Origin of the sequence: Streptomyces sp. NPDC050534, from assembly GCF_044457745.1 — a bacterium.
Taxonomy (GTDB): Bacteria; Actinomycetota; Actinomycetes; order Streptomycetales; family Streptomycetaceae; genus Streptomyces.
Map to the genome: position 1 here is coordinate 313,279 of NZ_JBITHF010000002.1, position 20,095 is coordinate 333,373.

Annotated in this window: 18 protein-coding genes; 6 read left to right on the forward strand and 12 right to left on the reverse strand. The window is 71.1% G+C overall.

Annotated elements, in window-relative coordinates:
* Window positions 1-219 precede the first annotated feature (219 nt).
* From ACIBN2_RS06970 to ACIBN2_RS06980, 3 genes are read left to right on the forward strand one after another with little or no spacing between them, the layout of a single operon-like run.
* Window positions 220-1,350, forward strand: coding sequence for an ABC transporter ATP-binding protein (locus ACIBN2_RS06970; RefSeq protein ID WP_399133162.1), 1,131 nt, complete (start codon window positions 220-222; stop codon window positions 1,348-1,350).
* Window positions 1,347-2,075, forward strand: coding sequence for an ABC transporter permease (locus ACIBN2_RS06975; RefSeq protein ID WP_399133163.1), 729 nt, complete (start codon window positions 1,347-1,349; stop codon window positions 2,073-2,075). Before ACIBN2_RS06970 ends, ACIBN2_RS06975 begins: the two co-directional genes overlap by 4 nt.
* Window positions 2,072-2,740: an ABC transporter permease gene (locus tag ACIBN2_RS06980; protein WP_399133164.1), complete on the forward strand. Its 669-nt coding sequence runs from the start codon at window positions 2,072-2,074 to the stop codon at window positions 2,738-2,740. The genes ACIBN2_RS06975 and ACIBN2_RS06980 overlap by 4 nt, the downstream gene beginning before the upstream one ends.
* 72 nt (window positions 2,741-2,812) lie before the next feature.
* Here ACIBN2_RS06980 and ACIBN2_RS06985 read toward each other — a convergent pair whose 3' ends face one another.
* From ACIBN2_RS06985 to ACIBN2_RS07000, 4 genes are read right to left on the reverse strand one after another with little or no spacing between them, the layout of a single operon-like run.
* A complete protein-coding gene (locus ACIBN2_RS06985; RefSeq protein ID WP_399133165.1) occupies window positions 2,813-3,415 on the reverse strand; it encodes a GTP-binding protein in 603 nt (200 codons plus the stop codon).
* Window positions 3,402-3,818: a DUF742 domain-containing protein gene (locus ACIBN2_RS06990; protein WP_399133167.1), complete on the reverse strand. Its 417-nt coding sequence runs from the start codon at window positions 3,816-3,818 to the stop codon at window positions 3,402-3,404. Before ACIBN2_RS06990 ends, ACIBN2_RS06985 begins: the two co-directional genes overlap by 14 nt.
* A 22-nt stretch (window positions 3,819-3,840) precedes the next feature.
* Window positions 3,841-4,320 (reverse strand): roadblock/LC7 domain-containing protein, encoded by a 480-nt coding sequence (locus ACIBN2_RS06995; protein ID WP_399133168.1) that lies wholly within the window; start codon window positions 4,318-4,320, stop codon window positions 3,841-3,843.
* Entirely contained in the window at window positions 4,317-7,097 is a 2,781-nt protein-coding gene (locus tag ACIBN2_RS07000) for an ATP-binding protein (RefSeq protein ID WP_399133169.1), read from the reverse strand. The genes ACIBN2_RS06995 and ACIBN2_RS07000 overlap by 4 nt, the downstream gene beginning before the upstream one ends.
* Window positions 7,098-7,447: 350 nt before the next feature.
* Between ACIBN2_RS07000 and ACIBN2_RS07005 the strand changes: the two genes are divergently transcribed.
* Window positions 7,448-8,404, forward strand: a complete 957-nt coding sequence (locus tag ACIBN2_RS07005; RefSeq protein ID WP_399133170.1) for an ABC transporter substrate-binding protein — start codon at window positions 7,448-7,450, stop codon at window positions 8,402-8,404.
* Between the two features lie 84 nt (window positions 8,405-8,488).
* Here the strand turns inward: ACIBN2_RS07005 and ACIBN2_RS07010 are convergent, their stop codons facing one another.
* The 6 genes from ACIBN2_RS07010 to ACIBN2_RS07035 form a co-directional block, all read right to left on the reverse strand.
* Complete coding sequence (locus ACIBN2_RS07010) at window positions 8,489-9,892, reverse strand: glycoside hydrolase family 43 protein (protein ID WP_399133171.1); 1,404 nt, start codon at window positions 9,890-9,892, stop codon at window positions 8,489-8,491.
* Window positions 9,893-10,035: 143 nt separating this feature from the next.
* Window positions 10,036-10,965: an ROK family protein gene (locus ACIBN2_RS07015; protein WP_399133948.1), complete on the reverse strand. Its 930-nt coding sequence runs from the start codon at window positions 10,963-10,965 to the stop codon at window positions 10,036-10,038.
* Between the two features lie 50 nt (window positions 10,966-11,015).
* On the reverse strand, window positions 11,016-12,665 hold the full coding sequence (locus ACIBN2_RS07020) for a dipeptide ABC transporter ATP-binding protein (protein WP_399133173.1): 1,650 nt from the start codon (window positions 12,663-12,665) through the stop codon (window positions 11,016-11,018).
* The gene (locus tag ACIBN2_RS07025; protein WP_399133175.1) at window positions 12,662-13,546 is read right to left on the reverse strand and encodes an ABC transporter permease; all 885 of its coding nucleotides are present in this window, start codon (window positions 13,544-13,546) and stop codon (window positions 12,662-12,664) included. The genes ACIBN2_RS07020 and ACIBN2_RS07025 overlap by 4 nt, the downstream gene beginning before the upstream one ends.
* Window positions 13,543-14,502, reverse strand: coding sequence for an ABC transporter permease (locus tag ACIBN2_RS07030; protein ID WP_399133176.1), 960 nt, complete (start codon window positions 14,500-14,502; stop codon window positions 13,543-13,545). Before ACIBN2_RS07030 ends, ACIBN2_RS07025 begins: the two co-directional genes overlap by 4 nt.
* A 3-nt stretch (window positions 14,503-14,505) precedes the next feature.
* Window positions 14,506-16,260, reverse strand: coding sequence for a peptide ABC transporter substrate-binding protein (locus tag ACIBN2_RS07035; RefSeq protein WP_399133177.1), 1,755 nt, complete (start codon window positions 16,258-16,260; stop codon window positions 14,506-14,508).
* Between the two features lie 177 nt (window positions 16,261-16,437).
* Between ACIBN2_RS07035 and ACIBN2_RS07040 the strand changes: the two genes are divergently transcribed.
* Together ACIBN2_RS07040 and ACIBN2_RS07045 are read left to right on the forward strand one after the other, a co-directional pair.
* Window positions 16,438-17,634, forward strand: coding sequence for an ROK family protein (locus tag ACIBN2_RS07040; protein ID WP_399133178.1), 1,197 nt, complete (start codon window positions 16,438-16,440; stop codon window positions 17,632-17,634).
* Between the two features lie 16 nt (window positions 17,635-17,650).
* Complete coding sequence (locus ACIBN2_RS07045; protein WP_399133179.1) at window positions 17,651-19,159, forward strand: M81 family metallopeptidase; 1,509 nt, start codon at window positions 17,651-17,653, stop codon at window positions 19,157-19,159.
* On the opposite strand, the gene ACIBN2_RS07050 is transcribed toward ACIBN2_RS07045, so the two are convergent.
* Both ACIBN2_RS07050 and ACIBN2_RS07055 read right to left on the reverse strand, forming a co-directional pair.
* Window positions 19,140-19,751: a GTP-binding protein gene (locus ACIBN2_RS07050; protein ID WP_399133180.1), complete on the reverse strand. Its 612-nt coding sequence runs from the start codon at window positions 19,749-19,751 to the stop codon at window positions 19,140-19,142. The genes ACIBN2_RS07045 and ACIBN2_RS07050 overlap by 20 nt on opposite strands.
* Window positions 19,738-20,094, reverse strand: coding sequence for a DUF742 domain-containing protein (locus tag ACIBN2_RS07055; RefSeq protein ID WP_399133181.1), 357 nt, complete (start codon window positions 20,092-20,094; stop codon window positions 19,738-19,740). The genes ACIBN2_RS07050 and ACIBN2_RS07055 overlap by 14 nt, the downstream gene beginning before the upstream one ends.
* Between the last annotated feature and the right edge of the window lies 1 nt (window position 20,095).

Sequence of the window (20,095 nt, forward strand, 5' to 3'; positions counted from 1 at the left end):
GATCGGCGCACGCACCGGCAGAGCGCAGGCCGCCAGGGCCGAACCTCCAGGCCGGGCCCCTGCCGGACCGCGCGGTGGAGCCCGTGCGCCGGGCGGAATTACGCCAAGCTCCCGACGAACCGCCGCAACACGGTCGGTCTAGACTCTTCCCTCAACGGCCCGCGCGACCGAGGCCACCGTGCGGACGGCCTCTGCCAGACCCGAAGGGTATTCGGCGCTTTGATACGAATAGATTCAGTCACCAAGCGGTATCCCGACGGGACGGTCGCGGTCGACAACCTCTCGCTGGAGATCCCCGACCGGTCGATCACCGTCTTCGTCGGTCCGTCCGGCTGCGGGAAGACGACGACGCTGCGGATGATCAACCGGATGATCGAGCCGAGCGAGGGCAGGATTCTGCTCGACGGCAAGGACATCACGCAGCAGCCGGTCAACACGCTGCGCCGGTCGATGGGTTACGTCATCCAGAACGCGGGGCTGTTCCAGCACCGCACGATCGTGGACAACATCGCCACGGTGCCCCGGCTGCTCGGCTGGGGCAAGGAGAAGGCGCGCGGACGGGCGCGGGAGCTGATGGAGCGCGTCGGGCTCGACGGAGCGCTCGCCAAGCGGTACCCGTACCAGCTCTCCGGCGGCCAGCAGCAGCGCGTCGGTGTCGCGCGGGCGCTCGCCGCGGATCCGCCGGTGCTGCTGATGGACGAGCCGTTCTCGGCCGTCGACCCGGTGGTGCGCAAGGGCCTTCAGGACGAACTGCTGCGTATCCAGGACGAGTTGGGCAAGACCATCGTCTTCGTCACCCATGACATCGACGAGGCCGTCAAGATCGGCACGATGGTCGCGGTGATGCGCACCGGCGGGCATCTGGCGCAGTTCGCGCCGCCCGCCGAGCTGCTGTCGAACCCCGCGGACGACTTCGTCGAGGACTTCCTCGGCGCGGACCGCGGCATCCGGCGGCTCTCCTTCTTCTCCACCGCCGACCTCGACCTGCTCACCGGCCCGATCGTCGCGGTCGACTCCACCGCCGAGCAGATCGCGGAGCGCGGCACCGACGAGGTGCCGTACCTGCTCGTCACCGACGTGGAGGGCAAACCGCTCGGCTGGAGCGAGCCGGGGGCGCTGACCGCGGGCGCCGTCGACCCCGCGCGGCTGCTGCCGTACGGGCGGCCCTTCGTGGCCGGCAAGGAGTCGCTGCGCGCGGCGCTCGACGGCGCCGTGCTCTCGCCCACCGGGTGGGCCGTCGCGGTCGGCGCCGACGGCCGGGTCACCGGCGTCGTCTCGCAGCAGACCATCGGCGAGGCGATCCGCACCGCCCACGCCGCGGGCCGCAGCGACGAGAAGGTCGCGGGATGAGCGGCGGCCTCTTCGACATACCGAGCGACCTCCAGAACACCTACTGGGGTCTGGTCGGCATGCATCTGCGCCTGGCCCTGGTCCCGGTCGTGGCCGGACTGCTGCTGGCGCTGCCGATCTCCCAGCTGTGCGTGCTGATGCGCTGGCTCTATCCGCCGGTGCTGTGGATCACGACGATCCTCTACGCGATCCCGTCGCTGGCCTTCTTCGTCGTCCTCATCGACTACACCGGCCAGTCCGAGCTGACCGTGATGATTCCGCTGGGCATCTACAGCCTGGTGGTGTTCGTCCCGGCGATCGTGGACGGCGTGCGGTCCGTGCCGCAGGAGACGCTCGACGCGGCCACCGCGATGGGACTTGGGCCCGTACGCCGTTACTTCCAGGTGCAGTTGCCGATCGCCGCGCCCGCGATCATCGCCGGGCTGCGCGTGGCGACGGTCTCCAGCATCTCCCTGGTCAGCGTCGGCATGCTGATCGGCAATCAGGGCGGACTGGGCAACCTGCTCAACGACGGCATGATCTACCACCAGCCGCGCCTGGTCTGGCTGTCCGTGATCGGCACGGCCGTCCTCGCCATCCTGGCGGACGCCTTCCTGGTGCTGGTACGGGTCCTGGTGACGCCCTGGATGCCGCGCGGCAACCGCAAGCCGCGTCCCGTCGACGAGCCCGAGCCCGAACCCCGGCCCGAACCGGCCGCCGCCGCACTGGAGGACGCCGTCCGATGAACGTCCTCCACTTCGTCAACGCCTTCTTCAGCGACAACGCCCACTGGCACGGCTACGACGGCATCCCGACACGGATGCGCGAGCACATCCAGTACTCGCTGATCGCCCTCGCCATCGCCGCCGCCATCGGCCTTCCGGTCGGACTGCTCACGGGGCACACCGGACGCGGCGGCAACAGCGTCGCCTTCGTCGCCACCGCCGGCCGCGCGCTGCCCAGCTTCGGCCTGCTGGTGCTGATGTTCGTGCTGCTCGGGCTCGGCCAGACCCCGGTGATGATCCCGCTGGTGGTGCTCGCCGTCCCGCCGATCCTGGTCACCACCTACGAGGCGGTGCGCTCCGTCGACCCGTCCCCGGTGGACGCCGCACGGGGCATGGGCATGGCCGAGCCGCGCATCCTGTTCCAGGTCGAACTCCCGGTCGCTCTCCCGCTGATCCTCAGCGGGCTGCGCTCGGCGGCCATCCAGATCGTCTCGACGGCCACCATCGCCGCGTACGTCTCGCTCGGCGGCCTCGGCCGGTACATCGTCGACGGCCTCTACCAGCGCAACTACGAGAAGGTGGTGGGCGGCGCGACCCTGGTGGCCGTGCTGGCGCTGGTGACGCTGGGCTTCTTCTGGCTGGTGGCGCGGTTCACGGTGTCGCCCGGCGTGCGCCGCAGCAACTGAACCCCCGAAGACCGCGGGCCCGGGGCGGATCCTCCATCCGCCCCGGGCCCGCACCGTTTCCATGCCCCGGTCCTACGCCTCCGTACGGGCCAGCGCCTGTTCCAGTACGACGAGCAGGGCGTCCCGCACGGAGCCCCGCTCGCGGGCGTCGAACACGAGCAGCGGGACGCGCTCGGCGACGTCGAGCGCCCAGCGCACCTCGTCCAGGCTGTGCTCGACCTTCCCGTCGAAGGCGTTGACGGCGACGGCGAACGGGATCTGGCGGTGCTCGAAGTAGTCGACGGCGGCGTAGCAGTCGTCGAGGCGGCGCGTGTCCACGATGACGAGGCCGCCGACGGCGCCCTCCACGATGTCGTCCCACATGAACCCGAACCGCTCCTGGCCGGGCGTGCCGAACAGATACAGCTTCAGCGTCGGGTCGATGGTGATGCAGCCGAAGTCCATCGCCACGGTGGTCGTGGTCTTGCGCGGGGTGTGGCTGAGGTCGTCCACGCCCGCCGCGACCTCGGTGATGGCGGCCTCGGTCGTCAGCGGCTCGATCTCGGAGATGGAGCCGACGGCGGTGGTCTTGCCCACGCCGAAACCGCCCGCGATCACCAGCTTGACCGGGAGCGGCGGTCTGACGGCGGTCACCTCGGCGGCCGCCACGGGGGCGGCCGGTTCAGTCCGAGTCACGGATTACCCCTCGGGAGTCGGGGATGGCACGCAGGGCGTCGATCACCCTGCGCAGGACGGTGGCGTCGTGCGTGACGCCGGAGTCGGGGACGTGCACCGTCAGCAGCCCGGCGGCCCGCAGGTCCTCCGCGAGCACCCGGACCACGTTCAGGTGCAGCCGCAGCCGGGCCGCGAGCTCCGCGATGGACTGCGGCTGCCGGCAGGCGGCGATGATGTCGTACTGCTCGAAGGAGAGCTCGTCGAGCACGGTGAGACCCTCGACGGTGGCCACCACCTGGGTCTCGACCGGCACCGGCCGTCCGGACGCGGTCGGCGCGACCCGGCCGGCGGTGACCAGGAACGGCCGTACGGCCGAAGCGGGGCCGACCGGGTCCGGACCCGGTGGTGGGGAGCCGTCCGCCATGAGGTCGTCGTCCGTCCCTCGGTCAGAGGGCTGTCGGGGAGCCGACGCTGTTCTTCAGCGCCAGCACCAGCTGAGGGCTGAGCGCGCTGCCGGCCCGGTTGGCGAACAGGGTCATCTCGTAGGCGATGTTGCCCAGCTTGGCCTCCTTGTCGGTGACGACGCCGAGCACGGCGCCGCTGCCGATCGCGGAGACCAGGACATGGCCGCCCTCCAGATCGATGATGACCTTGTTGAGGCCGCCGAGGCCGTAGTTGCCGGACGCGCCCGCGGCCAGGCTGGTGATGCCGGAGACGATCGCGGCCAGCCGCTCGGAGTCTGCGTGCTCGCGCAGCTCGGACACGGCGATCAGCAGTCCGTCGGAGGACACCGCGATGGCATCCACGACGCCTGCCGTCTCCGTGGCGAAACGGTTGAGCAGCCAGGTGAAGTCGGCTGCGGCGGCCTGCAGTTCGGCCGGCGTGGTGGCTCCCGCGTGGGGAGTGTCACCTGTCGACGTGCTCACTGCTCGGCTCCTTCCGGGAGGTGGTTCTGGTCGTGCGGGTCTGTGGTCGCGGGCCGGTCGTCGGCGTCGCTGTCGCGGTGCGCCCGCTCCACGGCCGCCTCGAACTCCTCGAGTGCGGCCCGCACGGCGTCCGCGTCGGCGGGCCGAGGGGCCTGCCGCGCGGCCTGCTGGGCGGCGGTGTCGGTGGTCGTGCGGAGGGTGGCGCCCCGGACGCGGCGGCGCAGCGGGCGGGGGGAGCCGTCGCCGGCCTGGGCGGACCGCGCTGTCGCACCCGGCCGTACGTCGTAAGACGATACCGGTTCGTCAAGCCCGCCCGTGCGTGCGGGCGTTGAATCATCGGACCGACTGTGGGTCGCTCCGGCGCCTGTCTCCGTACGGCTTCGGGATCCGGCGCCCGAGCCCGAGCCCGCGTCCGCTGAGCCCGCGTCCGCGTCCGCCTCCCGGCGCGGCACCCGGCGGGGGAGCGGCCGCGGCAGCCCGCCGTCCGCACCGGCACCCTCACCGACGGCGGCCGCGGGCCGCGGGCCGGACAGGGCACCGCTCGGTGTAGGGGAACCGGCTCGCTCGGCACCGGCTCGCTCGGTACCGGTGCCGACCGCGTCGGCCAGGGCAGCGAGGCCAAAGGCCCCGGCTCCGACCGGGTTCGCGATCCCGGCACCGGCGCTCGGGTCCGCCGTCCCCGGCCACGCGGCGTCCACCGTCCCGGCCGGGCGTTCCGGCGCACCGCCGCCCGTCACGTGGCGCTTCTCTGCCGCCGGACCGCCGGAGGCCCCCGCCCCGACCGGGCTCATGGCCAGCAGCAGCGACGAGGGAACCGTCACCTCCGCCGTCAGGCCGCCGCCCGGTGTGCGGGACAGCTCGACCGAGACGTCCCAGCGGCGGGCCAGGGTGCCCACCACGAACAGGCCGAGCACCTTCGTCGGCACCAGGTCCAGCCGCTCTCGGCGGATCAGGCGGGCGTTCTCCTCGGCCAGGCGCTCGGCGCTCATGCCGAGACCGTGGTCGGAGATCACGATGGTGGCGCCCCCGGAGCGCGCGGCGTCCACGCCGTAGGCGTCGCGGACGTAGACCTCGACCGGGCTGCCCGCGGGCGAGAACGACACGGCGTTCTCCAGGAGTTCGGCCACCATCAGGGTGAGGTCGCCGATGATGTCGGGCTCCACCATGACCTCGGTGTGCGCGTGCAGCCGCACCCGCTGGAAGCCCTCGATCTGGCCGAGCCCGGCGCGCACGACGTTGGTGAGCGCGGTGGGGCCGGAGTCGAGGACCGTCTCACGGATGCCGGCGAGCAGCATCAGGCTGTCGGCGTTGCGGCGCAGCCGGACCGCGATGTGGTCGATGGAGTAGAGGCGTTCGAGCAGCGCGGGGTCGGTCTCGCCGCGCTCCACGGCGTCGATCAGCGCGAGCTGACGCGTCGTCAGATTACTGACGCGGCGGCCGACGTTGCCGAACATCTCGGCGACGTTGCGGCGGCTGAGCACCTGCCGCTCCAGCAGGCCGATCGCGGTGGTCTGCACCCGGTTGAACACCTCGGCCAGCTCGCCGATCTCGTCGCGCGCGGTGACCGGCATCTCGCGCAGCCTCGGCGGGCTGTCGTCCCCGGTGTCGTCGTCGGCCACCCGGGCCAGCTCGCGCCCCGCCACGTCGGCGACCTCGCGCGCGGCGCCGGTGAGAGCCTGCACCGGGCGGACCACCGAGCGGCGCACCAGGACCGAGAAGGCGAGCCAGAGGACGAAGCCGAGCAGGGCGGCGGCCAGCAGCAGACCCGCGCGCCACCAGGCGTCCTTGGACGTGCTGTCCGCCCCGTCGGCGATCTGGCCGATGAGCGAGGAGGTGATCTTCAGCCGGTTGTCCGCCTGCTGCGGATAGGCGGGGTAGTCGCTCAGCGCGTCCTCGAACGCGGCCCGGATCTCGGCCGGCGTGTTCGCCTGGAGTGTGCTCGGGGCGACCTGGAGCTCGGCGTAGGCCTCGGCGATGTCCTGGTGGGCAGCGGTGTGCTCGATGCCGGAGAGCTGGTCGGCCTGCTGCTCGGTGGCGAACCGGGCGAAGCGGTCGGCCTGGGTGGTGTAGAGCTGGTAGGCGCCCACGGCGGTCGTGAACTCGATCTGCGCGTTCGCGTCGCCGGTCGTCGCGGAGAACACGCCGGTCTCGAACGAGCCGTGCGCGGCGTCGGCGCGCAGCAGCGAGTCCAGCAGGTTGCCGGTGAAGGTGGCCGCGAGCTCGGCGTTGCGGTCCAGTCCCAGGCCGGCGATCACGGTCCGGGCGGCGTTGTCGTAGGCGGGGTCGATGTTGCTCGCCGGCAGATAGCTCTGCTCGACGGTGCCGCGCAGGCTGGTGAGGCCCTCGACCTCCTTCAGCGCCTGCGTCTCGCCGTCCGGCAGGGTGTCGCCGAAGGCGTCGCGCACCTTCGCGACCTGGGCCTCGACCGCCTTCTGCGCCGTGCGGTAGTCCGAGAGCGTGGACTTCACGCCGCGCCCTCCGGCCTCGTACCGCACGGAGAGCAGGATCGCCAGCTGGTGTTCGGCCTCGATCTTGTTGACCAGCGACGACACCTGCTCGCTGTTGCGCACGAGGTCCGCCGCGGAGGCCGCGTCCCGCGCCTGGCCCACCTGGTCGGCGATCAGGTAGGCGAGCAGGGCCGCCACGACGGCCAGCGGGATGCCGACCAGGAGGTTGAGCTTGCGCCGGAAGGGCCAGCGGTCGGCGAAGCCTCGTATGCCACCCCTCAGTGGCTTCGGGGCCGGCCGGGCCGGCGCGTCCACCTCTGTCGTGGACACCGGGCCTCCTTCATGGGGTCTCATCGCGCGCGACCACGCCGATGATGACTGATTCTGACCGTTGAGAAAAGGTGCAGGACGGCACCGCAGCGACCCCCGTTGCCGCTGTGACGGACGCCAACTTCCGTGAGACTACCGCCTCTTTGAACGATCAAGCTCGTCGCCCTACGTCAAGAATCCGTTACAAAGAGCCGCTGCTTCCCTCCCGATCTGTTCACGCTCCATTCACAACTGATCACGCATTGAGGCCAATTGGTGACCCGGCTGGTCTTGACTGAGTAAGAACAGGCTGGATTGGATCAGTTCCAGAGTTTGCTTCTCATCAATCCCCTGAGTCCGGAACGAGAATCGTGACTTCCAACGCCCCACGCAGGTCCCTCAAGAGCTACTCCGCGGCGGCCGTCGCGCTTGCCGCGACCACGGCCCTGCTGGCGGGATGTGGCTCCTCCTCCGACGGCAGCAAGTCCTCCGACCCGCTCCAGGGCGGGAAGTCCGACGGCAAGACGGTGGTCGTCGGATCGAACAACTTCGCCGAGAGCATCCTCCTGGCCGACATCTACGGCGAGGCTCTGAAGGCCAAGGGCGTCAAGGTCACCTACAAGCCGAACATCGGCAGCCGCGAGACGACCTACGGGCTGCTGAAGAACGGCTCCATCACCGTGCTGCCCGAGTACAACGGCGCGCTGCTGGCCTACCTCGACCCGAAGGCCGCGCCGAAGACGGTGGAGGCGACGACGGCCGCGATCGAGGCCAAGCTGGACTCCAAGCTGACGCTGCTCGACCCCGCGTCCGCGCAGGACAAGGACTCGGTCACGCTCAACAAGGCCACCGCCGACAAGTACAAGTTGACGTCCGACTCCAGCATCGCGGACCTCAAAAACATCGCGAAGGACCTGGTCATCGGCGCCTCGCCGGAGTTCCAGACCCGGCAGCAGGGCCTGGTGGGCCTGAAGTCGGTGTACGGCCTGGAGTTCAAGGGCTTCAAGGCGCTCGACGCGGGCGGCCCGCTGACCCAGGCGGCGCTGAAGAAGAACACCGTGCAGGCGGCGGACCTCTTCACCACCGACCCGACCATCACCAAGGAGAAGCACGTCGTCCTCCAGGACCCGAAGAACCTCTTCGGGTTCGAGAACGTGCAGCCGCTGGTCTACAAGAGCGGGCTGCCCTCGGACGGCGTCTCCGCCCTCAACGCCGTCTCCGCCAAGCTCGACACCAAGGCACTGCTGGACCTGGACACCCAGGTGCAGGCGGGCAAGGACCCGCTGGACGTCGCCAAGACGTGGCTGAAGTCGGCCGGCATCGGCTGACCCGGCCCGTCCTCGTGCGGATGCCCAAGGGTGCCCCCCTCTTCCGGGAGGGGGGCACCCTTGCGTGTCAGTACCCGACGCGTGTCAGTACCCGACGCGGAAGGTCGCGTCCTGCTTGTCCGTCGTCGTCGAGACCGGGTCGATGCGCAGGACGAAGTCGGAGTGGCGGATGTACCGGGTCGGGTTGTTGTACGACCGGAACGACGCCCAGGAGGCGTCGGCCAGGCCCGCGGTCCGGTAGAACGTGGCGTCCCCGGCGAACGTCGACGTGCCGTCGTTCTCGTCGAGCCGGAGTGCGTAGTCGTAGTGCCGCAGGTAGCGGGTGGGGTAGTTGACCGACTGGAACGACACCCCCGAGCCGTCCGCGAGCCCGGGCACCAGCTTCCACATCCCGTCCGTGTACGGGTCGAAGGCGTACTCGTCGATCCGGCCGACGAAGTTCGAGTGCCGCACGTAACGGGCCGGGTAGTTGTAGGACTTCAGCCGGTTCCAGACGGGGGTGCCCCACTTGGCGAGCAGGTTTGCGTACTCGGTCGCGGTGATCGGCTGGATGCCGCAGTGCTTGGAGTTGAGCGGCTGGGTGTAGGTCCTCTGGTCGAGCGCCGTCCAGCTGCCGGCGGCCAGGCTGCCGGTCTGCCAGGCGTAGAAGACGCCGTTCGGGCTCCAGGTGTCGCCCCACAGGTACCAGGTGCCGCTCGACGCCAGCGACTTCACGAGCGTCGGGGCCTCGGTGCCGCCGTGCGAGACCGCGGTGCTGAACTCGGTGAAGCTGCCCGGGTCCAGTGAACCGGAGCGCGCGCCGACGAGCGTCGAGTTCTTCTTGAAGTAGAGGTAGTTGACGCCGTTCACGCCGACCGCGAGATCACCGTCGATGACGTCGTACCCGGGGTCGAAGAAGACCTGCGGGCTGCCCGCGGTGACGAAGTCGCTCGTGTAGTTCACCATGATCACGTTGTGGCCGCTGCTGTTGACCGCCGAGTAGATCACGCCGTACTGGCCCCGGCCCGCGTCCCAGAAGACCTCCGGCGCCCAGCTGTGGGTGTTCATGTCGTGCAGCTTCATCCGCCGGTAGCCGGTGAAGGTGCGCAGGTCGGTGGAGTCCCAGACGTGGACGTACTGGCTCACGTACGTCCAGTCGGTGCCCTTGAGGTCGGTGGCGAGCACCACGAACGTGCCGTCCTGCTTGCGCAGTACGAAGGGGTCGCGCAGCCCGCCGGAGCCCGCGGTGGGGGTGGCGACGGGGTTGTTCTGGTTCAGCGGGGTCCACTCCAGGCCGTCGGGGCTGACGGCCAGGTGCAGGCCGTAGTCGGCGGCCAGCATGTCCGGCGACTCCGTGAAGTAGCACATCACGTAGGCCGAGTCGGTGGCCGCACGCGCGGTTCCCGCACCGAGGGCGAGGGCGCCGGTGGCGGCGAGCGGAACGCCCGCCGCCATGCCGAGGAAGCGGCGTCGGGAGGAAGAGCGGAGTGAGGGGGGAGGTGCGTCCATGGAGTCTCCAGGGGCGTGTGGGGAGTGGGAATCGGGGAGCAGGGAGCAGGGGCCGGACGGGGAGCCTGGTGATCGACTGTCGGTATTTCGAACGCTGTTCGGTAAACCGATCAGAAGGTAGGGATGTGGCCCGTGGGCGTCAATCACACGGCCGTGGTTGGCTGGATTTCATCCACCCCCAGCTCCGCCCGCGCCCGCGCCGCCGCCCCGATCGCCACCGCGTCGCCGCCGAGGCCCGCCGGCAGCACCCGGAGCGGGCGGCCGCTGACCGGGGGCTCGGCGGCCAGCGCCCGCCGGATCGACGGCTCCACCAGTGACCAGGAACGGCTGACGCCCCCGCCGATCACGAAGGTGGTCACGTCCAGCAGGCCCGCCGTGATCAGGATCGCCCGGGCCACGCCCGCGCCCGCGGCCTCGTAGACGGCGAGCGCGTCCGTGTCGCCCCGTGCCGCCGACTCGGCCACGCGGCGGGCGCTGACGGACCGGCCGGTGCGCTCGCCGTACCGGGCGGCGATGGAACGGCCGGACGCGAGGGTCTCCAGATGGCCGCGGCCGCCGCAGGTGCACGGCAGCTCGCCGAAGCCGGGCACGTGCCCGATCTCGCCGGCCGCGCCGTGCGGGCCGTCGTGCAGACCGCCGTTCAGCCACAGCGCCCCGCCGACCCCGGTGCCCAGCGTCATGCCGAGCACGTGCGGTACGCCCGCGACGGCACCGGCCGCCGCCTCGCCGCGCAGGAACGTGTTGACGTCGTTGTCGAGGAACGCCGGTACGCCCAGCGCCCGTTCGGCCTCCGCGGTCACCTCGAACCCGGCCCAGTCGCGGAAGGAGTCGCTCGCCACCAGGATCCGCCCGGCCCGCGCGTCCACCACCCCGGCCGCCCCGATCCCGACGGCGAGCAGCCGCGTGGGCGTACGGTCCAGCAGCCGTCGTACGCAGTCCAGGGCGGCGCCCACCATGGCCGAGCCGCCCTCGGCCGCGGGGGTCGGCACCTCAAGGCGGCCGACGACGCGCAAGTCCGGCGCGCACAGGATCACCCGGGTGCTCGTGCCGCCGATGTCGACGCCCGCGATCACCTCGGGGACTCCCTCACTCCCGGCTTGGTCCGAGTTGGAGGACCTCCACGTCACGCGGTGGCCTCCGTCCGCTCCCGCGCCCGCCGGCGTCTCTGCACCACCGGATCGGGCACCGGTACGGCCGCGATGAGCCGCCGTGTGTACTCGGTGCGCGGCCGCAGCAGCGTGGACATGGTGGGCCCCTGTTCCTCGACCCGCCCGGCCCGCATGACGACGACCCGCTGGGCGAACTCCTGGACGACCGCCAGATCGTGGGAGACGAACAGGCAGGCGAAGCCGAGTTCGCGCTGGAGCTCGGCGATCACTTCGAGCACCGTCCGCTGCACGCTCACGTCGAGCGCGCTGGTCGGCTCGTCCGCGACCAGCAGCCGCGGTTCGAGGACCAGGGAGCGGGCGAGGCTGACGCGCTGGCGCTGACCGCCGGACAGTTCGCGCGGTCCCCTCCCGGCCAACTCCCCGGGCAACCGCACCAGTTCGAGCACCTGCGCGACCCGGGCCCGGCGGTCGGCCGCCGACATGCCCCGGCGGTGCATGCGCAGCGGCTCGGCGACGCACTCGGCCACACTCATCCGCGCGTCCAGCGAGGCCACCGGGTCCTGGAACACCACGCCCACTTTGGACAGCAGGGCCCGCCGCTTCCGGCCCCGTGAACGGCCCAGGTCGGTGCCGAAGAGCGACACCGTTCCGGAGTCCGGCGGAATCAGGCCCAGGGCGACCCGGGCCGCCGTCGACTTGCCGGAGCCGGACTCGCCGACGAGCCCGACGGTCTCGCCGGGGCGGACGTCGAGCGTCACGCCGTCGAGGGCCTGCACGGCGCGGGCCCCCCGCCCGAACCGTACGGACACGTCCCGGAGTTCGACCACCGCCGCACCCTCCCTCGCCGGGGCGTCCTCCCCGCTGAGCGCCAGCCGCGGGACCGCCGCCAGCAGCTGCCGCGTGTACTCGTGCCGCGGCCGCAGCAGCACCTCCTCCACCGGTCCGGTCTCCACGATCTCGCCGCGCAGCATCACGGCGACCCGGTCGGCGAAGTCGGCGACCACGCCCATGTTGTGGGTGACGAGCAGCACGCCGGTACCGGAGTCCGCCGCCAACTCCCTCAGCAGATCGAGGATTTCGGCCTGCACCGTGACGTCCAGGGCCGTCGTGGGCTCGTCCGCGATGAGCAGGCTCGGCGAGTTGGCGATCGCCATCGCGATGACGACCCGCTGCCGCTGCCCCCCCGACAGCTGGAACGGGAACGCGGAGGCCCGCCGCGCCGGCTCGGGAATGCCGACCCGGCGCAGCAACTCGACCGCCGCACGCGCGGCTTCGGCACGCGAGAGCGGCCGGTGGTTGCGTATGACCTCGGCGATCTGCGCGCCCACCCGGGTCAGCGGGTCCAGAGCGGTGGCCGGTTCCTGGAACACCATCGAGGCCGTACGGCCGCGCAGCCGGGCGAGTTCGGCCTCGCCGGCGCCGACGACCTCCGTGCCGCCGACCGTGACCCGGCCCGACACCCGCGCGCTGCCGGGCAGCAGGCCCAGTGCGGCCAGGGCGACCGTCGACTTGCCGGAGCCGGACTCGCCGACCAGGGCGAGGGTCTCACCGGGCCGCACGTGCAGTGCTATGTCACATACCGCGGGTACGTCACCCGTGTCCGTGCCGAACGTGACCTCCAGCCCCTCGATCTCGAGCACACTCTCCGCCTCCGCGGCGTTCATCCCCGCCCCCTCACGTCGAACGCGTCCCGCAGCCCGTCGCCGATCGCGTTGAACGCGCAGACGACGAGGATGATCGCCAGACCCGGTGGGACGATCAGCCACCAGCGTCCCGAGTACGCCGCCGTCAGACCGGACGACAGCATGCCGCCCCAGTCGGTCTTCGGCGGCTGCACGCCGAGGCCCAGATACGAGACGTACGCGACGAGCAGGATCGCGTCCGCGACCTGGAACGTCGCCGCGACGACGATCGTCGACACCGAGTTCGGCAGGATGTGCCGGGTGATGGCCCGGCCGTGGGTGCCGCCGGTCGCGCGCAGCGTCAGCACGTAGTCGCGGCTCTTGAGCGTGAGCGTCTCCGCCCGCACCAGACGGGACGGCACCAGCCAGGAGACCAGGCCGAGGACGACGATCAGCCCGAGGGTGTCCGGCGTCGTGATCGCGGAGACGACCAGCAGGATGAACAGGGCGGGAATGGCGATCCCGGCGTCCACGACCCGCATCAGCACCGCGTCCGCCCAGCCGCCCGCGTAGCCCGCCGCCGCGCCCCAGAGCGTGCCGATGACGGTGGCGAGCAGGCCGGCAGCGAGCCCTACGACGAGCGAGACGCGCCCACCGAACATGAGCCGCCCGAGCTCGTCGTGCCCCACGGCGTCCGTACCCAGCCAATGGGCCCCGCCCGGACCGAGGTTGACCTGGTGCAGATCCGTGTGGACCTGGTCGGTCGAGTACAGCAGCGGCCCGGCGAAGCAGAAGAGCAGAAAGAGCACGACCACCGCGAGCCCGGCGACGGCCAGCTTGTTACGGCGGAACCGCCGCAAGGACAAACGGTAGTTGGCGACGGGCTCCACCGCCGGGGTTGTGGTCTGCAGCACCGCACTCATGCGCGGCTCCCCTTCACGCGAGGGTCGACGACCCGCTGGACGACGTCGGCAAGCAGCGTTCCGGTGACCGTCGCGACGGAGATGACGAGGACGCAGCCGAGCAGTACCGGATAGTCGGAGGACTGCGCGGCGCTCCAGAACAGCAGCCCCATTCCGGGGTAGTTGAAGAGCTGCTCGACGACGAGCGCGCCGCCGAACAGGACGGGCACGTAGTAGCCGAGCATCGCGACCACGGGGGTCAGCGAGTTGCGGAACACGTGCCGGAAGAGGATCGCCCCCTGCCGTGAACCCCCCGCCCGCGCGGTGCGGACGTAGTCCTCGGAGAGGTTCTCCAGCGTCGAGGCCCGCATGTACCGGCTGAAGACGGCCACCATGGACGCGGCCCCCGTGACGACCGGCAGTACGAGCGCCGCCGGATCCGCGAACACCTGCGCCAGGGTGTCCCCTTGGGGCGCCTGGGAGGGGAACCAGTGCAGGGTCTGGGTGAAGACCAGCACCAGGATCAGCCCCAGGAAGTACACCGGCGTCGAGTACGCCACGAAGCTCAGCGTGGTGATCACGTAGTCGGCGGGCTTGTTGCGCCGCACCGCCTGCCACATGCCGAGCGGGATCGCCAGCAGCAGACCGGCCAGCGCGGACAGCACCGTCAGCACCAGCGTCTTCGGCAGCCGCTGCCCGATGAGCTGGGCGACTCCCTCGTTGAGGGTGTACGACGTGCCCAGGTCGCCGTGGAGCAGCGTGCGCAGGTAGTAGACGTACTGGACCGGCAGCGGCCGGTCCAGGCCCTGTTCGTGGTTGAACGAGGCGATCTGCTGTGCCGTCGCCTGCGGTCCGAGGATCCCGCGCGCGGGACCCCCGGGCAGTGCGTGCAGCAGGCAGAAGACCACGATCGTGACGATGAGGATCACCACGAGGGCCTGGAGCAGCCGCCGGGCCAGATAGAGAAGCGTCTCCATGCCTCAGCTCGTCCACTTCCACTGCGCCGGGTGGAAGTTGGCGAGCGAGTCCTGTGAGAAGCCGCCCAGCCCGTTCTTCATCACGGAGATCTGGTAGTCGGGCTCCGGCAGCCAGATCACCGGCAGGTCCTTGGCGAGGGCCGTGCTGTAGTCCTGGATCGCCTGGTTCGAACTCGACGTCGTGGACGTGCTGATGAGCCGGTCGACCCCGGCGTCGGAGTAGTTGCCGAAGTTCGATCCGCCCTTGGACTGGAAGAGCGAGTCGCCGGTCGGGAAGGCGGGGAAGTACCAGCTGCCGGCCGTGCCGAAGAAGGACAGCTGCCACTTGCAGATCGGCTGGCCCGCCGTGCACTGCGGGGTCTGCGAGAGGACCGAGTTGACCGGCGCGGTCCTGATGGAGAACTTGATGCCGGTCCTGGCGAGCGAGGACTGGATCGTGCTCATCATGTTGTCGGTGACGGCCGAGCCGGACTGCGACAGCACCTGCACCTGGAACTTCGTCCCCTTGGCGACCCCGTCACCGCACTGACGCGCTCCACCGCCCGGGCTCGTGCACGTCATCACCCCGCCCTGCTCGGTCCAGCCGTGGCCGGTGAGAAGGGACTTGGCGGCGCTCGTCGAGAACGGGTACGGGTTGTCCTTCTGCGTCTGCGAGACGAAGGCGGAGGCCTGCGCGGTGGGAATGGGGCCGTAGCCGGGGACGGCGGTGCCGTTGAAGACGACCTTCGCGATGCTCGTCTGGTCGATCGACCGCTGGATCGCCTGGCGGGCGTAGAGCTGCTTGAACACCGGTCCCATGGAAGGGTTGTTGAAGTTGTACGGCATGTAGGTGATCGCCCAGCCCGACCACGGCTTCACCGCGTAGCCCCGTGAGGTGAAGCTCTCCTTCTGGTCGAGGTCGGTCGCCTCGATGTAGCCGTAGTCGACGCTCCCGGAGCGCAGCGCGTTCTTCTCGGCGTCCGCTGTGGTGAACGGCAGCAGGTTCACCGTGGGAATCCCCGGCTTCTCCCCGCCGTCGTACTTCTTGCTGGCGGTCAGGACGACCTTGCCGGCCGTCGAGAAGGACTTCACGGCGTACGGGCCGCTGATGGTCTTCCACAGGGGGTTGGAGGCGTAACTCCCGATGTTCTTGGCCGCGTTGTTGAGGTACGTCCATGTCGCGGCGGGGCTGCCGCCCTTGTCCCAGGCGTGCTTGGGGAGCGGTGTGATGCTCTGGAGCTCGTTCGCCAGCATCCACTGCGGGTTGTACGCCTTGTCGAAGCTGATCGTGAAGTGGCGGTCGTCGTCGGCCTTGAAGGAGGTCCAGTCGTCGGGTGCCTTGCCGGGTGTGTAGCCCGCCCACTGCTTCTTGTTCGCCTTGATGAGGTCGAACCAGAACCGCACGTCCTGCGAGGTGATCGGCTTGCCGTCGCTCCAGTGGCGGTCGCCCAGGGTGATCTTCACGCTCTTGTTGTCGGCGGCGAAGTCGGCGGCCGTCGCGATCGAACCGGCCTTGTTCCAGCCGATCTTGCCGGTCGAGCCGTCGTAGGCGATCAGCGGCTCCCACAGCGCGGCCGTGATCGAGTTGTTGTTGGTGTTCAGGTGCGCCGCCGTGCCGATCGGCAGGATCCAGTTCGGGGTGAAGTTCGCGGGCAGCGCGTAGTTGATCGAGTCCTTGGACGCGGAGGACGAACCGGTCGACCCGGAGCAGCCCGCGAGCAGCAGCGCGCCCGCGGAGAGGGTGACACCGGCCAGGAGTCTCGTGCGGGCAGGGGACATGGCTCTCCTCGGGGAAGGGGGTCGAGCGGAGTGAGGACAGTCAACGACCCGTGTGTCCGAAGAAACAGACGCGCTGCTGTAAAAAGTCTGTTTCTGCTGTTCTGAAAAAAGCATGGAGCGACGCGAGTTGGCCTACGCTCGTCGCTCCGACCGCCGAAGACGGAAGTTGTTTCGTCCATGACTGAAAAAAGTCCGCCGAGGCGGAAGCACAGCGCCGGCGTCTCCTCGCTGGCCGAGCGCGTCCTCGAACTCCTCGCCTCCGGACAGGCCACCACGCGTACCCAGATCGCCGGACTGCTCGGTGCAGCGCCCTCGACGATCTCCTTCACGGTGAGCCAGCTGCTGGAGCTCGGCCTGGTCGCCGAGGAGGGCACGGTGTCCTCCGCCGGCGGACGGCCGCGCAAGGTGCTGCGGCTCGGCGGCAGCGACGGGTTCGCGGTCGCGGCGGAACTCGGCGGACGGCACGCGCACGTGGGCGTGGTGCTGCCCGGCGGCGGCCTCACCGACGTCTCGACCGTGCCGTTCCCGACGGCGGACGGCCCCGACGCCGCCCTGCCCGGACTGGCCGGGACCCTGGCGGACCTCGCCGGCAAGCACGGGCGGCCGCTGCTGCGCGGCGTCGGCCTCTCCCTGCCCGGCCCGGTCGACGTCGCCTCCGGCGTGGTCACGCTCCCCTCCCGGATGCCGGGCTGGAACCGCTTCCCCGTCCGCGCCTGGCTGGAGGACCACTTCGGCGTACCCGCGGCCATCGAGAACGACGCCAACTGCATGGCCGTCGGCGAGCACACCGTCCAGCCCGCCGGGCGCCGCCAGTCGATCATGGTGAAGACCGGCACGGCGATCGGCGCGGGCGTCATCGCCGACGGCCGTCTCTACCGGGGCGGCACCGGGGCCGCCGGCGAGATCACCCACGTCCGCGTCGAGGCCGCCCACGACACCCCGTGCTCCTGCGGGAACACGGGCTGCCTGGAGACGGTGGCCTCGGGCGCGGCCCTCGTCCGCATCCTGCGCGAGCGGGGCCTCGCGGTGGCGTCCACCGAGGACGTCGTACGCCTCGCCTCCGACGCCGACCCCGAGGCGACCCGCGCCGTCCGGCAGGCCGGCCGCTACCTCGGCCAGGTACTCGCCGCGAACGTCAACTTCTTCAACCCCGACGCCGTGTACCTCGGCGGCATCCTCTCCACCCTGGAGCCGTTCGTCGCCGCCGTACGCAGCCAGTTGTACGAGGGCTGCCATCCGCTGGTGACCGAGCATCTGGTGATCGAGCGGGCCAGCCTCGGCGCGGACGCCGGCCTGGTCGGCGCCGGGCAGTTCGCGCTCCAGCGGGCGCTGGCGCACGCGCTGCACACCGTGACCGGCAACCACCACCCCTGACCCTCCCGGAGGAGCCATGCCGCAAGAGCGCCCCGTGATCGCCGTCGCCGGTCTCGGCATCGAGTCCTCGACGTTCTCGCCGGCCCGCACCGAGGCCCCCGCCTTCCACCCGCAGCGCGGGGAGGAGGTCCTGACCCGCTACCCGTTCCTGGCGTCCGGCACCGCCCTGCGCGCCGCCGCCGACTGGCGCGGCGCCCTGGTCGGCAAGGCGCTGCCCGGAGGCACGGTCACGGCGGACGCGTACGCCGAACTCTCCGCCGAACTCATCGAGCGCGTAGGCAGGTTGGGCCGTGTCGACGGACTCTGGTACGACATCCACGGCGCCATGACCGTCGAGGGCCTCGACGACGCCGAGGTGGACCTGCTGACCCGCATCCGCGCCGTGATCGGCCCGGACGTCCTCGTGTCGACCTCCATGGACCTGCACGGCAACGTCTCCCGCGAACTGGTCCACCACAGCGACCTGATCACCTGCTACCGCATGGCCCCGCACGAGGACGCCATGGAGACCAAGGAGCGCGCGGCGCGGAACCTCCTGAGCCTCCTGACGAGCGGTGCGCCCCGCCCGGTCAAGGCATGGGTCCCGGTCCCGGTGCTGCTGGCGGGCGAGCAGACCTCGACCCGGATCGAGCCCGCGAAGAGCGTGTACGGCGCGGTCGCGGACGTGGAGGCGGCCGAGGGCGTCACGGACGCGGCGATCTGGGTCGGCTACGCCTGGGCCGACGAACCGCGCAACCGGGCCGCGGTCGTGGTCACCGGCCCGGACCGGACCGCGGTGTCGGCGGGCGCCGAGAGGCTTGCCCGCGGCTTCTGGGAGGCCCGCCACGACTTCGCCTTCGTCGCCCCGACCGGCACGCTCGACGACTGCCTGGACGAGGCGCTGGCGTCGGGCGCCCGGCCCTACTTCATCAGCGACACCGGCGACAACCCGACCGCCGGCGGCGCCGGAGACGTCACCTGGGGCCTCCAACAGGTGCTGTCCCGGCCGGAGTTCAAGGACCCCTCGGGCCCGACGGTCCTCTACGCCTCGCTGCCCGGGCCGTCCGCGGTCGTCACGGCCGAGAAGGCCGGCGTCGGAGCGACCGTCACCGTCACGGCGGGCGCCGAGACCGACGACCGGCACGCCGGCCCGCTCACCCTGACCGGAGTGGTGCACGCGATCCGCCACGGGGACCGGGACGCCGGGACGGAGGTCGTCCTGCGGGTCGGCGGCGTGCACGTGATCCTGACCCGCCTGCGCAAGCCATACCACCACGAACACGACTTCACCGACCTGGACCTCGACCCCCGCACGGCCGACCTCGTGATCGTCAAGATCGGCTACCTCGAACCCGAGCTCTTCGCCATGGCCGCCGGCTGGAAGATGGCCCTGACCCCCGGCGGCGTCGACCAGGACCTCACCCGGCTCGGCCACCACCGCATCCGCCGGCCGATGTTCCCCTTCGACGCGGACATGGCCGACCCCGACCTCACGGCCCGGATCGTCCCGCCGCCGGCCGAACCGCTCAGCGGCCCGGACCGGTGAGCCGCCCCGACCCGTTCGCCCCGGCCGCCGACGCGATCAACTGGTCGATCAGCGCGATCAGTACGTCCCTGGACGAGTCCCGCTCGCGGGCGTCGCACAGCAGCACCTGCACATGCTCCGGAAGGGCGAGCGCGTCGCGGATCTCGTCGGGCGGGTACGGGTGGTCGCCGTAGAAGCCGTTGACGCCGACGACGAAGGGGATCTTGCGGCGTTCGAAGAAGTCGATGGCGGCGAAGCTGGTCTCGGGGCGGCGGACGTCGACGAGGACGACGGCGCCGAGGGCGCCCAGGGCGAGGTCGTTCCACATGAACCAGAAGCGCTGCTGGCCGGGGGTGCCGAAGAGGTAGAGAACGAGGTCCTGGCCGATGGTGATGCGGCCGAAGTCCAGGGCCACGGTGGTGGCGCTCTTCTCCTCGATGCCGGCGAGGTCGTCGACGTCCACGCCCGCGCCGGTCAGCCGTTCCTCCGTGCGCAGCGGCGCGATCTCGCTGACCGAGCCGACCATGGTGGTCTTGCCGACGCCGAAGCCCCCGGCGATCAGGATCTTCACCGTGTCGGGCGCCGCCGGGGCGACGGTGTCAGAGCCGGCCAAGGCCGTCCCTCACTTTCTGCAGCAGGTCCAGGTCCGGGTTGCAGGAGACGGGGTGCGGGGGCCGGGCGGTGATGCGGCCCGCCTCCAGCAGGTCGCAGAGCATGATCACGACGACGCTCACCGGCAGATCGAGCAGCGCGGCGAGCTCCGCGACGGCGACCGGCTCGGCGCAGCGGCGCAGGATGCGCTGATGCTCCGGCTGCGGCCGGGTGGCCCAGGTCGGCGGCGGGTCCACCGCGGTCACCGTGGTGATGAGCGTGAAGTCTGCGCGGCTGGGCCTGGTGCGCCCGCCGGTCAGCGCGAACGGCCGGACCAGCCGGCCCGCCGTGTCGCCACCGCCCACC